Origin of the sequence: Marinomonas sp. SBI8L (assembly GCF_001624705.1) — a bacterium.
Classification (GTDB): Bacteria; Pseudomonadota; Gammaproteobacteria; order Pseudomonadales; family Marinomonadaceae; genus Marinomonas.
In genome coordinates this window covers 259,161-274,619 of the sequence record NZ_JSEO01000007.1, presented here as the reverse complement: position 1 = coordinate 274,619, position 15,459 = coordinate 259,161, and the positions used below count along the sequence as shown (strand labels likewise).

General features: G+C 41.1%; 15 protein-coding genes. All 15 read right to left on the bottom strand.

Going from position 1 to position 15,459, the window contains the following annotated elements; all coding sequences use genetic code 11:
• Positions 1-33: 33 nt before the first annotated feature.
• A complete protein-coding gene (locus OA91_RS12855) occupies positions 34-732 on the bottom strand; it encodes a type 1 glutamine amidotransferase (RefSeq protein ID WP_063338747.1) in 699 nt (232 codons plus the stop codon).
• Positions 733-1,187: 455 nt separating this feature from the next.
• The gene (gene speA / locus OA91_RS12850; RefSeq protein WP_046016406.1) at positions 1,188-3,086 is read right to left on the bottom strand and encodes a biosynthetic arginine decarboxylase; all 1,899 of its coding nucleotides are present in this window, start codon (positions 3,084-3,086) and stop codon (positions 1,188-1,190) included.
• 124 nt (positions 3,087-3,210) lie between these two features.
• Positions 3,211-4,059: a polyamine aminopropyltransferase gene (speE, locus tag OA91_RS12845; RefSeq protein ID WP_063338746.1), complete on the bottom strand. Its 849-nt coding sequence runs from the start codon at positions 4,057-4,059 to the stop codon at positions 3,211-3,213.
• A 214-nt stretch (positions 4,060-4,273) separates the two neighbouring features.
• Positions 4,274-5,233 carry a lipoyl synthase gene (gene lipA / locus OA91_RS12840; protein WP_046016404.1) on the bottom strand — a complete coding sequence of 320 codons (960 nt, stop codon included), beginning with the start codon at positions 5,231-5,233 and terminating at the stop codon, positions 4,274-4,276.
• Between the two features lie 3 nt (positions 5,234-5,236).
• Positions 5,237-5,878, bottom strand: coding sequence for a lipoyl(octanoyl) transferase LipB (gene lipB / locus OA91_RS12835; protein ID WP_046016403.1), 642 nt, complete (start codon positions 5,876-5,878; stop codon positions 5,237-5,239).
• A complete protein-coding gene (locus OA91_RS12830) occupies positions 5,878-6,186 on the bottom strand; it encodes an HP0495 family protein (RefSeq protein WP_063338745.1) in 309 nt (102 codons plus the stop codon). Before OA91_RS12830 ends, lipB begins: the two co-directional genes overlap by 1 nt.
• 19 nt (positions 6,187-6,205) lie before the next feature.
• Positions 6,206-7,354 carry a D-alanyl-D-alanine carboxypeptidase family protein gene (locus tag OA91_RS12825; protein ID WP_046016401.1) on the bottom strand — a complete coding sequence of 383 codons (1,149 nt, stop codon included), beginning with the start codon at positions 7,352-7,354 and terminating at the stop codon, positions 6,206-6,208.
• 77 nt (positions 7,355-7,431) lie between these two features.
• Positions 7,432-8,361 (bottom strand): septal ring lytic transglycosylase RlpA family protein, encoded by a 930-nt coding sequence (locus OA91_RS12820; RefSeq protein ID WP_046016400.1) that lies wholly within the window; start codon positions 8,359-8,361, stop codon positions 7,432-7,434.
• Positions 8,361-9,485 (bottom strand): lytic murein transglycosylase B, encoded by a 1,125-nt coding sequence (gene mltB, locus OA91_RS12815; RefSeq protein WP_063338744.1) that lies wholly within the window; start codon positions 9,483-9,485, stop codon positions 8,361-8,363. Before mltB ends, OA91_RS12820 begins: the two co-directional genes overlap by 1 nt.
• Positions 9,482-10,606, bottom strand: coding sequence for a rod shape-determining protein RodA (rodA, locus tag OA91_RS12810; protein ID WP_046016399.1), 1,125 nt, complete (start codon positions 10,604-10,606; stop codon positions 9,482-9,484). The genes mltB and rodA overlap by 4 nt, the downstream gene beginning before the upstream one ends.
• The gene (gene mrdA / locus OA91_RS12805; RefSeq protein ID WP_046016398.1) at positions 10,599-12,479 is read right to left on the bottom strand and encodes a penicillin-binding protein 2; all 1,881 of its coding nucleotides are present in this window, start codon (positions 12,477-12,479) and stop codon (positions 10,599-10,601) included. The genes rodA and mrdA overlap by 8 nt, the downstream gene beginning before the upstream one ends.
• A 10-nt stretch (positions 12,480-12,489) precedes the next feature.
• Positions 12,490-12,957, bottom strand: a complete 468-nt coding sequence (gene rlmH, locus OA91_RS12800) for a 23S rRNA (pseudouridine(1915)-N(3))-methyltransferase RlmH (protein ID WP_009831869.1) — start codon at positions 12,955-12,957, stop codon at positions 12,490-12,492.
• A 90-nt stretch (positions 12,958-13,047) separates the two neighbouring features.
• A complete protein-coding gene (gene rsfS, locus OA91_RS12795; RefSeq protein WP_046016397.1) occupies positions 13,048-13,401 on the bottom strand; it encodes a ribosome silencing factor in 354 nt (117 codons plus the stop codon).
• Positions 13,402-13,415: 14 nt separating this feature from the next.
• Positions 13,416-14,090, bottom strand: a complete 675-nt coding sequence (gene nadD, locus OA91_RS12790; RefSeq protein WP_082827930.1) for a nicotinate-nucleotide adenylyltransferase — start codon at positions 14,088-14,090, stop codon at positions 13,416-13,418.
• Between the two features lies 1 nt (position 14,091).
• Positions 14,092-15,351, bottom strand: coding sequence for a glutamate-5-semialdehyde dehydrogenase (locus tag OA91_RS12785; protein ID WP_063338743.1), 1,260 nt, complete (start codon positions 15,349-15,351; stop codon positions 14,092-14,094).
• Positions 15,352-15,459 lie beyond the last annotated feature (108 nt).

Genomic DNA, 15,459 nt, shown 5'->3' with positions numbered 1-15,459 from the left:
GCACTTATAGCAAGAGGGTTTATTCCAGTGTGCCTAATTATTCCAAAATTCACAGATTTTTCTACGAAAGTTTTGAGTATCATCCTGCTTTAGCATACTTTGTCGACATTGCTTGGCTGTGTCAGACCCTATCTTTTCTTCAAATAAATTCACTATGGCGAGAATATAGTCAGCAGACATTTCTGGATGGCCTTGAGTAGTCAGTACCTGTTGCTGATAACGGGTTACATAATAAGGGCAAAATTCACTTGCTGCCAAAACCTCAAAACCTGCTGGCATAGCTTCTACTTGGTCTTGATGAAAGCTTAACAACACTAAGTCATTATCAGACTCTTTGCTTTCTGATAACCATTGATTTTGGTAGTGCCCTATTCCCCAGCCCTTATCAGATTTAGCCACATTACCACCTAACGCCATAGCAATCGCCTGATGCCCAAAGCAGATACCAACAAGCTTTTTATTCGCTTTAAACACAGCACGAATAGTTTCGAACAAGGGTGCTAACCAAATATGATCTTCATAGACGCCATGCTTACTACCAGAGACAATAAAACCATCAAACTCATCAATATTAGGCAAATGCGTGTCTTGGCTTTCTGGGTATAGATACACAGGAAACACGGTCAATTCATCGTCTTTATTTACTAAATGACGGAACATATCTTGATAGTGACCAAACTCATCATGCAGCTCTGCACTGATATCATCACACAGTAATAAGGCTATTTTCATACTCTTTCCTATGGCAAAACCTTTGCTAAATTTTCAATCATAAAGATTAAAGGCAAATAAAATTTATTAAAAAAACGCGCAAAATCAGAAGTTTGTCTATAGTTAGAAGTGACAGGTAATTATGGCTTTTGATTTGGAACCATTACTATACTGCTACTGATGCTATAAGGCTCAGTTGGAGCATGTCCATCATTAGGACTCAATCAAAAGATTAGCAAAAGCGCAGTATCACTTGTAGGACTGTCAGGCAATTCAGTTTCTGTATTGCTATCAAATCGAATGCCGTTTCCCCCTTTAACGGTATTCTCTTAGTAGATTCTTAGCCCGTGTTTTGCACGGGCTCTTTTTTGCTTATCAGGCTTTTACCTCAGATAAGTAAAGCATGCTATCAAGCCCTTTAGTGCAAACCAATACCCACTAAGGGAGATACGAGGGCTTGGTTCTTTTAACTTATGCTAAGTTAGATAGGTATAACCACTTAATACCTTTTCACATCGAGCTAGCAAAGCGCCTTGCTCATCTTGATTGAGTTTACTTGATGCGATTTTTTCCTGATAACGCTCAAGCAACTCGTTCTCCTTATAACTTACGTACCTTAGTACGTCTTGTACCCTGTCACCCATAAGCACATGATCAAGTTTAAAACCTGTATCAGTAAGATAAACATCAACAGAACTAGTATCACCAAAAAGGTTATGTAAATCCCCCAAGGTTTCTTGATAAGCACCCACAAGGAAAAAGCCAAAAAGATAATCTTCATTCTCTTTAGGTGGCGGAGGTAAAGGCAAGCTAGACTCTAAGCCTTGGCCATCCACATAACGATACAAACAGCCATCAGAATCACAGGTTATATCTTGTATTTTCCCTCTAAAAGAGGGGGCTTTATCTAACCCTTGTAAAGGCAGTACGGGGAAAACTTGATCTATCCCCCATGCATCAGGCATGGACTGAAACACTGACAAGTTCACAAAAACTTTTTGCGCTAGCCTATCGTTAAGTTCATCAATAATGGTTCTATGGCCTCGGTTTCTATTATCTAGTCTTGGTAGTAATAAGCGACATGCTGCGGTAAAGAGGTTTTCTGCTTGCGCTCTTTGCATCAGTGCTAATTGGCCATGGTTATACAATGACAAGGCTTCGTTAAAGTCATCCCATAAATCATGGTAAAGCTCCACTAGAGAACGCTTATCTTGAGCCTTACCTTCCAATGCTTGTAACGATTCCCAAAGCCTCATGGTGACAGTTTGATCATCATCCTGCTCTGGCGCTTCGGTCACTAGAGGCTCTTCCCCATGAGAAAAGACATTCGTTATCATCATGGCATGATGCGCAGTCACAGCACGGCCTGATTCAGAAATTAGATTGGGGTGAGGCAAATCATGTAATTGGCAAATGTTATGAAAAGCGAAAACCACATTGTTCGCATATTCACTGATGCTGTAGTTAGCAGAATATGCACTTTGACACCTTGTGCCCTCGTAATCCACACCTAATCCGCCACCTACATCAACCCATTGCACTTTGGCACCTAGGCTATGCAGTTCGGCATAAAAACGAGCGCACTCTTTTAGGCTATTTTGAATATCACGGATACGGGTAATCTGAGACCCTAGATGGAAGTGAATTAACTCAAGGCAATCTAGCATGTCAGATTGGCGTAATGCTTCTATCGCGCGCATAAGCTGAGAGGTAGTTAAACCGAATTTAGACTTATCACCGCCACTATTATCCCAATGCGTTGTACAGGTTGAAGCAAGACGGATGCGAATACCGATTCTTGGTTTCACATTCAAGCGTTCTGCTTCTTCTAGAATCCAGCCAAGTTCATGCATCTTCTCCACCACAATAAACACTTTGTGGCCCATTTTCTCTGCCATAAGCGCAAGATGAATAAACTCTTTATCCTTATAACCGTTACAAACAATCACACCATCAGGACTTTGGTGCATGGCAAGAACGGCCATTAGCTCTGGCTTACTGCCCGCTTCTAAACCCACTGACAGCGGGTTATCTTTTTGAAAACCTGTTATTTCCTCAACAACACGCCGCTGTTGGTTTACCTTGATAGGATACACAATAGCGTAATCCCCTTGGTACTGGTAAAAATCAATCGCTTGATGGAATGAACTGGTAATTTTGCTAATACGAGAATGCAGAATATTGGGAAAACGAACTAAAGTAGGAAATGGAATATTCTGCTGCTGTAACTCAGCTGCCAACTTGGTTAAGTCAATATTTTGTTCCCTATCAGGGCGGGCTTCCACATTGCCACTTTCATTAATCGAAAAGAAACCACCACTCCAGTGATCTACATTGTAAAGTTCGATTGAGTCTTTGACAGACCAAGTTGTCATAGTGTCTCCTTCATACAGACACATCTGATAAGCAAAGGAAGTTATCAGAAAAATAGAAAAAAGGCCGACCTTATGGCAATAGCATAAGGTCAGCCTGTCTTAGAACTTATTATCTAATTAAGCGCTAGATTGCATCAATCACATACTGAGGCAGAGCAAAAGACGCTTGATGAACCTCTGGTGTATAAAAACGTGTACTAAAGCCAGCCGTTTCAAAACGCTCTCTTATTGTCTTAGCATCAAGGCTTCTTAGGGCTTGGTTATCTGTAGCCCAAGCGAATGTCATTATGCCACCAACATAAGTCGGTACAGCCGCTGAATAAAAAGACTGATCAGCAAAATATGGTTTTAGTCTTTGTGCAGTCGTTGTGACTTCTTCAATTTGCATGAAGCTAACACCATTTTGTGCAACAAAAACACCACCAGGTGTTAGACAACGTTTACAGCCTTCATAGAAACGTGAGCTAAACAGCACTTCACCAGGACCAATTGGATCAGTACAGTCAGAAATAATCACATCGTACTTCTCGTCAGTCTCATTCACATAATCAACGCCATCAGCAATAACTACTTGGGTTTTTTCATGCTCATAAGCCCCTGCTGAGTGGTTTGGTAGGTATTTGGTACACATATCCACTACGGCTTGGTCTATCTCAACTTGAGTCACTTGCTCTACACCTGGGTGACGTAATACTTCGCGAAGCATACCGCCATCACCACCACCAATAATCAATACTTTTTTAGCATTGCCATGGGCAAACATTGGCACGTGAGCCATCATTTCATGATAAATAAATTCATCACGTTCTGTTGTCTGAATAACACCGTCTAATGCCATAATACGACCAAACTGACTATTATTAAAAATCACTAAATGTTGGTGATCTGTATCGATTTCAAATAATACTTCATCAACTTCAAAGCTTTGTCCGTAGCCTGTATGTAGTGCTTCTGTTAATAATCGTTTCGTCATAATTTTCTCCTAACCTAGGTGCGAAAGACTAAAAGGCAGCAATATGCTACTTACTATCCATCTACCTATTCTTTTGGCAAATATAATTTCTAATGATGAAAAAAGGGAACCAAATGGCCCCCTTTTTTAAGTTTCTTTATGAAAGATTTTCTAGCATTTATATATCTAAAAAGTCTTTGCATAGCAAGATTTTTTACTAATGGAATAAATAATCTTAGGAAACATGTTCTCCATGTGCTTGCTTATCAGCATGGTAAGATGAACGTACTAATGGTCCACAAGCTGCATGTTTAAAGCCTAGCTCTTTAGCTACTTCTTCATAGCGAGCAAACTCTTCTGGTGGCACAAAGCGTGACATTGGGAAGTGATGCTTAGAAGGCTGTAGATACTGACCGATAGTCAACATATCAACATTGTGAGCGCGAAGGTCTTTCATTACTTGAACAATCTCTTCGAACTCTTCACCCATACCAACCATTAGGCCAGACTTAGTTGCAACATCTGGGCAACGGTCTTTAAATTTCTTAAGTAGATCAAGCGACCATTGGTAATCAGAACCAGGACGAACTTGACGGTACAAGCGTGGAATAGATTCTAGGTTATGGTTGAAAACATCAGGTGGCGCAAGCTCAAGAATGTCTAGGGCTTTGTCCATACGACCACGGAAGTCTGGCACCAGAGTTTCGATCTCAATATTTGGAGACTCTTTACGTGTTTCGTTGATGCAATCAATAAAGTGCTGAGCACCACCATCTTTCAAGTCATCACGGTCAACAGATGTAATAACCACATACTTAAGCTTCATATCACGAATAGCAGCAGCCAATTCTTTTGGCTCATCCGGGCTTAATGCATTTGGTCGACCGTGAGCGACATCACAAAATGGACAACGGCGTGTACAAATCTCGCCCATAATCATAAAGGTTGCTGTGCCGTTACTGAAACATTCGCCAAGGTTAGGGCAATTTGCTTCTTCGCACACAGACGCTAATTTATGGTCGCGAAGTGTTTTTTTGATACGGGCAATTTCTGGAGAAGCAGGCATTCTGACACGTAACCATTCTGGTTTACGTGGAATTTCTTCGGTAGGAATTACCTTTACAGGGATGCGTGCCATTTTTTCGGCACCACGTAGTTTTTCACCTTGTACAACGCGTTTTACTTGTGTAGTCATTTCTTAATTCCACCCTTGTTGGATAGTCGGACTTGGGTGTCCGAGCAGCTCAGCTAACTGATTCGCTAACTGAACGACAACGTGCGAAAACATCACATTGTTGTTGAGATGTTTCATATCTACCATTTGTAAGCCTTGGTAGCCACACGGATTAATACGGTCAAAAGGGGAAAGATCCATATCCACATTTAAAGCTAGTCCATGAAAGGAGCACCCTCGCCTTACTCTCAGCCCTAATGACGCTACTTTTCTTTCATTAACATAAACACCTGGAGCATCCGCTTTGGGATAGGCGTCAATATCATTTTCTTCGAGCGTATTTACCACAGAATTTTCTAATAGGGTAACTAGGTCGCGCACCCCTATTTGTGCACGTTTCAAGTCCACCATAACATAGGCAATTAATTGCCCTGGGCCATGGTAAGTAACTTGACCACCTCGATCAACTTGAACGACAGGGATATCACCGGGCGCGAGTAGATGCTCGGATTTACCTGCCTGACCTTGAGTAAAAATTTGAGGATGCTGTAACAACCAAATCTCGTCAGCCGCGCTTTTATCACGCGTCTGAGTAAATTCTTTCATTTTTTCCCATGTATCACTGTAATCAACAATGCCAAGGTCACGACAAATTAACTTCGGCATTAAATAACCATCTTCACAGCTGCATGTGCCATTAAGTCTTTATGTAACGCAGCCAGTTGAGTTTCACCTGTCGCTAAAATGCGGAAAGTAAAACTCACAAAGCGCGCTTTAGAAGAACGTTTCGCTGTAACAGAATCCGCTGTTATCTCTGGTGCATGTTTTTGCATGCACTCAGTTAGTTCTTCTAAAAGATTCTCACCATCCGTTGCGACTACTTTTACCATGTAATTTTCGCAAGGAAATTCAATTTTTACCGCCTCATCTGAGACATCGACAGCTTGTTTGCCATCGGTTTTAATCAGTGCCATAACGTGTTCTCAGTACTACTTAAAACAAGTTCATAAAGAACAGTTTTATACTATCTAATAGGCGTTTGAAGAATCCGCCTTCAGCAACATTCTCAAGAGCAACAACGTCTCTCTCTAAAATAATGCCATCATCACCTGTTACTACTATTTTACCTAACACATCACCAGCACTAATTGGTGCTTTAATTGTAGGAGAAATTTCTAATGTAGCAGGAATTGCATCTGCTTGACGTCTTGGAATTGTCACCAATACATCTTCTACGAAACCGATTTTAACAGTTTCAGCTGCGCCACCCCAGACTTTACTTTCATTGATCACTTGACCACGGCTATAAAGTTTACGTGTTTCATAATAACGGAAACCATAATTCAACAGTTTCTGTGTCTCATTAGCACGGGCTTCACTGCTTTTTGTACCCATAACAACAGAGATAAGGCGCGTACCATTTCTCACAGCAGAAGCCGCTAGACAGTAGCCTGCCGCCTCCGTATGCCCTGTTTTCAGGCCATCAACTGTCTTATCTCGCCATAACAGTTTGTTACGGTTTGGTTGACGAATATCGTTGTAAGTAAAGTATTTCTCTGAGTACATTGGGTAACTATCAGGGAACTGTACTATTTTAGCACGTGCTAATACAGCTAAATCATACGCACTCGAATAATGTCCTTCAGCCGGATAGCCTGTTGAGTTAACAAAATTAGAGTTATTCATGCCTAACAATTGAGCATGTTGATTCATCAAGTCAGCGAAAGCACCTTCACTACCTGCTATATGTTCAGCTACTGCAACACTCGCATCATTACCAGATTGAATAATAATACCGCGCATTAAATCTTCTAAACGAACCTTGGTGCCCTCTCGTATAAACATACGAGATCCTTCCATGCGCCAAGCTTTTTCACTCACTCTTACCATATCGTCTAATGCAATATTGCCGCGATTACGTTCATAATCGACAATATAAGCAGTCATTAGCTTGGTAAGACTTGCAGGTGGGTATTCTTTTTTGGAGTTCTGCTCAACCAGCACTTCACCTGTGTAAGCATCTAGCAAGATATAACTCGTTGCTGATAGCTGAGGCGGCGCAGGAATTAAAGTCGGAGCGGCATAAACAGATGTGACAAAACTCAACATCAGTGCGGCGAATAAAATAAATGGTCGTTTCATATCCAATTTTGTGCTTTCCAAAGAATGAAGTGCGAATGATACTAGAGGCCTTAATCAATCTCTAGCCTGAATCAACATTATGGTGTTAGATTTACTCTAACTGGTTTGCTAAACCCTTGATCGAGCAACTTATTGCTCCAAGTATTCATATCTTGTGCATTTGCAAACGGCCCTACCATTACTTTGAATAATGACCCTGTTTGCTCACTCACAAAAACACTAATACTGGTATCAAACTCTTCCAAAAGTTTTTGCTTTAATGCTTCTGCTGAAGCTAATTTACTATAAGCCCCCATTTGTAAATGGGTAAAGTTAGTTTCAGCTTTTACTTCTACCGGTGCCGAAATAGCCACTGGCGTTATTACCTTAGTTGTGACCTCAGGCGCTTGATAAGGTTCGCCTTTTTCTGGCGTAATTGCTTCTATCTTAACTCTTGCTAATCCCTTGGTATGGTAATCAAGTTTAACGGCAGCAGCATAAGATAAGTCTACAATTCTATCGCTATGGAATGGCCCTCTGTCATTAACCCTAACAATGACACTCTTATTATTATCAAGATTGGTAACTTTTAAGTAAGTTGGTAAAGGCAGGTTTTTATGGGCCGCTGAGTAATTAAACATGTCATAGGTTTCACCATTTGAGGTGGTATGACCATGAAACTTTTTACCGTACCAAGAGGCTGTCCCTGTTTGCACAAAGCCTTTGGCAGAATCCATCACATTATAAGATTTACCCCAAACTTCATAAGGGTTCTTATTGCCCCCACGACTTTTAGGCTCCCACTTTGGCGTAAGCTCAGGTAAAAGCTCAGTATTGACCGATTCAGTTGGTGCGGTATCTTGCAACTGAGTATAACGACCGCCTCCAGAAGCTTTGTCATACTCAGCTTGAGTCATATTTCGAGGAACAGATTTACTCTTACTAACGTTATTGTTCCAAACTGTTTGAGTATTACTACAACCGACTAAAAATAAGGTTACACCGGCTATAGTTAATATGGATTTCATTAAAGACGTATCTCCTTCGCTAACTCAAGCACGGCCATTGAATAGCGACGGCTTGGGTTATAACGCATGATGACAAAAAAGTTTTCGTCCGCTAACCAGTAGTTATACTTTTCATCACCCACTTGCAAACCAATTAGCCCAGTTTGCGCTTTTAATTTATTGATTTCTTTACCTATGCCAATGGCTTGCCATTCCAATAGGGATTTTTCAGGCTTTCTACCTTTATTTATCCACTCTTCCCATTGCTTTTTACTTGCCGCATTAGCAGATGTTGCCACGATAACCCCACGGCTATCCTGCCAGCCATGGTGACGCAAGTAATTAGCTACACTGCCGATTGCATCAGGTACTGACCCCCACAAATCCACTTTACCGTCCTTATCAAAATCGACGGCAAGTTTACGATAATTGGAAGGCATAAACTGAGTCATACCTAGGGCTCCAGAGTAAGAGCCTTTGGTATTCCCTATTTGCCATTGATTCTCTCTCACTAACAGAAGATAAGCTTCTAGCTCAGATTGAAAGTATTCAGCTCTTCTTGGGTAATCAAAAGCAAGTGTCGAAAGTGACGTAAAGACATCTCTTTTACCTGTGATGCGGCCATAGAAAGTTTCGACACCAATTAAGGCTGCAATAATTTCAGGGTTAACACCGTATTCTGCTTGTGCCTTTTTCAACCATTTTTGATTCGTCTTAATAAAGCGTTTGCCTTCACGGATTCGGCTCGATTCAACAAAACGCGTTCGATACTTGTAGTAAGGCGTTAGGACTTCGGGCTGGTTGTTAGATTTTGAGATGGTTTTTTTACGCGCCTGAATTTTGGCAAAGGCTGCTTGCAATAAAGCGCCGTCATATTTGTGGGTTGAGACCATCTTCTCAATGAATGCTTGTACATCAGGTTTTGCTGCATAGGATGTTTTAAAATCTTGGCTATTTTTATGCAGGTTATCACTGATATTTTTATGCTTAACTGTGTCTTGTGCTTCACCATCTAACAAAGCCAAGGTTTGCTCAGCAACTAAGGTGTTTTCTGTAACTGGCGCAGCAACTTGTGCCTGAAGACCGTCCTGTGAACACGCGGTCAACAAATAAGCCATACCAATAACTAATAAAGGTCTCATCATTTTCTCGCTCTTTTATGAGTGTGAATGGACATCAATATCCCGAACGTCGACATAATAGTAATAATGGATGTACCGCCATAACTCACTAAAGGTAATGGCACACCTACAACAGGTAATATGCCAGATACCATGCCTATATTAACGAAAATATAAACAAAGAAAGTTAAGGTTAAGCTACCTGCTAACAATCTAGCATAATTATCTTCAGCAAAAGCAGCGATATATAAGCCACGAGCAATAATCAATAAATATCCTGTTAGCAAAATTAAGCAACCAAACATGCCAAATTCTTCTGCAAGTACAGCAATAATAAAGTCAGTATGGCTTTCTGGTAAAAATTCTAATTGAGCCTGTGTGCCACTTAAAAAGCCTTTTCCTTCTAGGCCACCCGAACCAATAGCCGTCTTAGACTGAATAATATTCCAGCCTGAACCCAAAGGGTCACTCTCAGGGTTTAAGAAAGTCAGCACCCTTTGTTTTTGGTAGGCATGCATCACTTGCCACAAGAAAAAGCCTGCAATAGGTGCTGAAAGTGCTGCACCTAAAATATAACGCCAGCCCAACCCCGCTAAGAAAAGTGCAAAAATACCTGACACACCAACCAGTAGTGATGTTCCAAGGTCTGGCTGCCTAGCAATAACGAAAACAGGCACTGCGACCATGATAAGAACAATACTAATATGTTTGAATTTTGGTGGTAAATGACGATTAGAAAAATACCAAGCAACAGCCATAGGCATAACAACCTTCATTAGCTCTGAGGGCTGAAACCTGCCTATTCCTGGTATTTCTAGCCACCGCTGTGCACCTTTGGCCCCAACACCAAAGAACAGCACCATGACAAGTAAACTGAATACGCCAAGGTATAATAAAGGAGACAAACGTCTTAAAAATTTAGGCGGTACCTGAGCCAAAAACAAGCAAGCAGCAAACCCTATAGATAAGCGTACAAACTGCCTTTCAACCATAGCGACATCCTGCCCAGAAGCAGAATAAAGTATGATAAGGCCACCACCTGCCACCAAGGCCAAGGATACAACAAGGAAAAAATCAATATGAAGGTCACGCCAGAATTTAGCGTTACTGAAGGCCCTTAGTTGAGCATAAAAGCCTTTATTCATTAGAGCCAACCTTTAAATAATTATATTTACGCGGATACTTACCTAGGATGTAAGCATCAAATAATTTTTTTGATAAATCTGCAGGTTTAGAGCTACTTCCACCATTTTCAAAAATCGCGAATATGGCAATATCAGGCTCTTTAGAAGGGGCAAAACCAATAAATAAAGCATGGTCATGGAGTTTTTTGGCTAGTTTATCTGCTTCATATTCTTCATCGTCTTGCAAACTAAATACTTGCCCTGTCCCTGTCTTACCAGCAATATCGTAACTTGTACCCTGTAAACGTCTGGCCGTACCCTGATCATCCGTGATAACTTTTTTCATGGAATTAACCATACGTTGCCAATCAGCTTCTCGTCTTAGGGTAATCCTCTTAGAAACCAGTTTATCTTCTGGCCATTCGATAACATCACCCGATACAGTTTTTGCCATACGTGGTGCTAGCCATTCGCCTCGATTAGCCAATGCCGTGGTCGCTGTTGCAATTTGTAGTGGTGTGGCAACCATAAATCCTTGTCCAATCCCCACATTGACAGAGTCACCTGGGTACCAAGGTTCGCCATATTTAGATTTTTTCCATTGGTTTGAGGGAAGCAAACCTGCGTTTTCACCATAAAGGTCCAAGATATTCTTTTCACCATATCCAAACCTTGATAAGAAGCTATGGATAGGTGAAATTCCCATTTTATGGGCAAGCTGATAATAGTAGGTATCAACCGACTCAATAATAGAGCGCTCTAGATTAATCCAACCATGGCCGCCTTTTTTCCAGTCACGATAACGTCTACCGTCAGGGTTAATCTGATAAGCACCAGAGGCATAATAACGTTCGGTCCAAGAGGAGAGTTTATTTTCAAGCCCGGCTAATGCCATAAAAGGCTTAATGGTAGAGGCCGGCGGATAACCACCTCTTAGAGCACGGTTGAACAAAGGAAGTTTCGGCGAATCTCTTAAAGCGCCATATTCTTTAACACTAATACCTCGTACAAACATATTGGCATCAAAACCAGGCTTACTAACAAAAGCTAATACACCACCTGTTTTAGGGTCCATAGCGATAACTGAGCCAGTATAATCACCTAACAAGTCATAGGCATACTGCTGGAGTCTGGCATCCAAATGTAATTGAATCGCTTTACCTGGTACTGGGTTTTGCCTTTCTACCTCAGACATAATACGTCCGCGGGCACTGACTTCTACCTTACTAAACCCAGGAAAGCCGTGCAGTTCTTCTTCATAAAAACGCTCAATACCAGATTTACCTAAAAACAAAGACCCTTGATATCTTTGCTTATCCAACTTTTCTAAGTCTTTAGAGTTAATACGCCCCACATAACCAATGGCATGAGCAAAGGCTTCACCATAAGGGTAATAACGAGTTAATTGAGCTTCGACTTGAACCCCTTCCCATTTGTAAAGATCAACTGAAAGTTTAGCCCAAGCTTTGTCAGTGAGGTGAGATTTTAAGGTAATAGATTGATAAGGGCGTCTATAGGCTTTGCGCCTTTGGTTAAAGTCATCCCATTCTTCATCGGTAATTTCAATAACACCGGCCAGCTCTTCGCGAAAAGCATCCATATCTTTTACACGCTCAGGCACTATGGTCAAACTATGAATGGGCCGGTTATCAGCTAGAACCAAGCCATTTCTGTCGTAAATCAGGCCTCTTGAAGGTGGCTCTGTTACCAGCTTTAAACGGTTCTGATCGGCTTTGGTTTGATACCGCTCAAACTCAACAACCTGTAAATAAAATAGGCGGCCAATTAAGACAGTTATTAATACCATTACAAAAATGGCAGCAAAAACAATTCGTCTCTGAGTGAGGGATTGCTCTAACTTATAATTACGGAAGTATTTTTGACCAGCATCCATACCGAGTTAATTACCTATGATATGGGTGATTATTCATAAGGGTCCAAGCTCGATAGATTTGCTCAGCCAAGATCACACGGACAATGGGGTGAGGCAAAGTTAACTTGGATAAAGACCACAATCTATCAGCACGTGCGCTACATCTTGGATCAAGTCCATCAGGGCCACCGACTAATAAACTGATATTATTACCTTCCATACGCCAATTCTCAGATTGCTCTGCTAATTGCTCTGTCGACCACTCCTTACCCAAAACCTCCATTGCGATTACTCTGTCATTAGCTGGGATTGCATCTAACATAGCATCACCTTCTTTACGGATGGCCTTGGCTATATCGGTATTTTTCCCTCTTGGAGACATAGGTATTTCCACCAGCTCCAAGCTAAAATCCTTTGGTAAACGCTTACTGTAATCAGTAAAACCGTCGGTAATCCATTTTGGCATTTTGGTGCCAACAGCAATGAGCTTTATTCTCATTTAATGACTTCACCTTATTTAAGCTGAATTTACATACAGCCTAATTTTGATCATGAGGTTTGGGTAATGCGAGTAATTCACTCACCTAAATTAGATGCTTTCTGGGGTAATATCCCACAATTTCTCTAAGTCATAAAAAGAACGAGCTTCTTCTGTCATGACATGAACAACAACATCATACAAATCAACTAAAACCCAATCGTTACCCATAGAACGACCTTCAGAACCTAGAGGCTGCAGACCATTTTGCTTAAGTGTATCGATAACATTTTGCCCCAATGCATTTACATGACGTTTTGAGGTACCACTACAGATAACCATAAAGTCCATCATGTCAGTGTGTGACTTAACATTCAGCACAGTGATCTTGTCACCTTTAACATCTTTCAAGGCTTCAACGGCAAGCTCTAAAATTTGATCACTTGTGATTTGTGTATCGCTCATAAAATTCTGTATTCCTATTGATAAAGTGTGTGCTGGTCTATGTACGCATGTACGGATTCAGGCAATAAATAAGCAATCGACTTATTCTGCTCACATAATGTACGTATCATGCTTGATGAAATCCCTAATTCTGTCAGGGCTTCCATATGAATTTTGCCAGCGGGAGCGGATTGTAACTCAGCCGCCGTTTTAGCACGACTCTTTTCAATCAAGTCTTGCAAATCCAAAGTAAATTCTGGATGCCAACCTGGTCTTGAGACAACCAAAATATGAGCATAGTTCAAAATACTTTGCCACTTATGCCAACTAGGTAATGAAATAAAACTATCCATCCCCATCACCATAGTAATACAAGCATCCGGACCTAGCTCTTGTCTTAACTCGATTAGAGTATCTATGCTGTAACTTCGCCCTGTACGCTTAATTTCCCTATCATCCACCAACAAATCTGGATGTTGTTTAACAGCCAAAGAAACCATTTCTAATCTTTGCTTGGCGGTAATAGAAGGATGGGATTTATGCACAGGAATAAAACAAGGGACTAAACGCAATTCAGTAAAATGAAAGCGGTCGACTATGTCGACCGCAATTCGTAAATGGCCATTATGAATAGGGTCAAATGTCCCTCCCATTATGGCCACACTTACTTTTTCATTTGTACTCTTTTTCTCGGTATTAAATTCTGCCAACTTAATTATCTCTTGTATGGCCGTCACCAAACACAACATATTTTTGGCTAGTCAAACCATTTAAACCAACTGGTCCACGAGCATGAATTTTATCGGTAGAAATACCGATTTCAGCCCCAAGACCATATTCAAAGCCATCAGCAAATGCTGTTGAAGCATTGACCATGACAGAAGAAGAGTCAACCTCTGTCATAAAGATACGCGTCTTAGAATAGTTTTGAGACACAATAGCATCCGAGTGTTGTGAACCATATTTATTGATATGTTCAATCGCTTCATCCATGTCATCTACAAGTTTAATAGATAACTTAGGTGCCATATATTCCGTATACCAATCTTCTTCAGTGGCGTCACCTACACCAGAAAGTAAAGCTTGAGTTGAGTCACAACCCACTAGCTCCACGCCTTTTTCGGCATAAATATCAGCCAATTGAAGTAATACTGTTTGGGCAATATCCTTATGGACCAATAAAGATTCCATGGCATTACAAACACCATAACGGCGAGTTTTCGCATTAACCGCTATTTTAATGGCCTTATCGATATCTGCTTCGTCATCAATGTAAACATGACAGTTACCATCAAGATGCTTAATAACTGGCACGCGAGCATCATTAGAAATACGCTCAATCAGCCCTTTACCACCTCTTGGTACAATCACATCCACATAGTCAGGCATGGTAATTAACTCACCTACTGCCGCTCTATCTGTCGTATTGATTACCTGTACTGCATGCTCAGGCAAGTTAGCCACTTTTAAACCTTCAACTACCGCTTTAGCAATCGCTTGGTTAGAATAATAAGCTTCACTACCACCTCGTAAAATGGTGGCATTACCTGATTTTAAGCACAGGCTTGCAGCATCTATGGTCACATTAGGACGAGACTCATAAATAATACCAACCACGCCTAATGGAACGCGCATTTTACCAATCTGGATACCAGAAGGACGATACGCCATATCTGTAATCTCACCAACTGGGTCTAATAAACCAGCCACTTGGCGAAGACCTTCTATCATGCCGTCGATACGTGCTTCAGTTAATGCTAAGCGATCGAGTAAAGCCGCATCTAAACCTTTGTTTTTTCCGTTTTCAAGATCTTTGGCATTTTCAGCTAACAGTTGAGGTCGTGCCAGATCCAAAGCATTCGCCATAGCATTTAAGGCTGCGTTCTTATCTTGTGTAGACGCGCGTGCTAGTTTCCTTGAAGCCGCTCGGGCTTGTTGGCCAACTTGGATCATGTAATCTTTGACAGTCATCTTCTTATCTCAAACTAATTAACTAAAAATGAAAATTCAATCGACAAGCCTAGGTTACCTAGACGTGTAAAAGGTATACTAACAAAATTCTCAGGTGAATTACTGCCC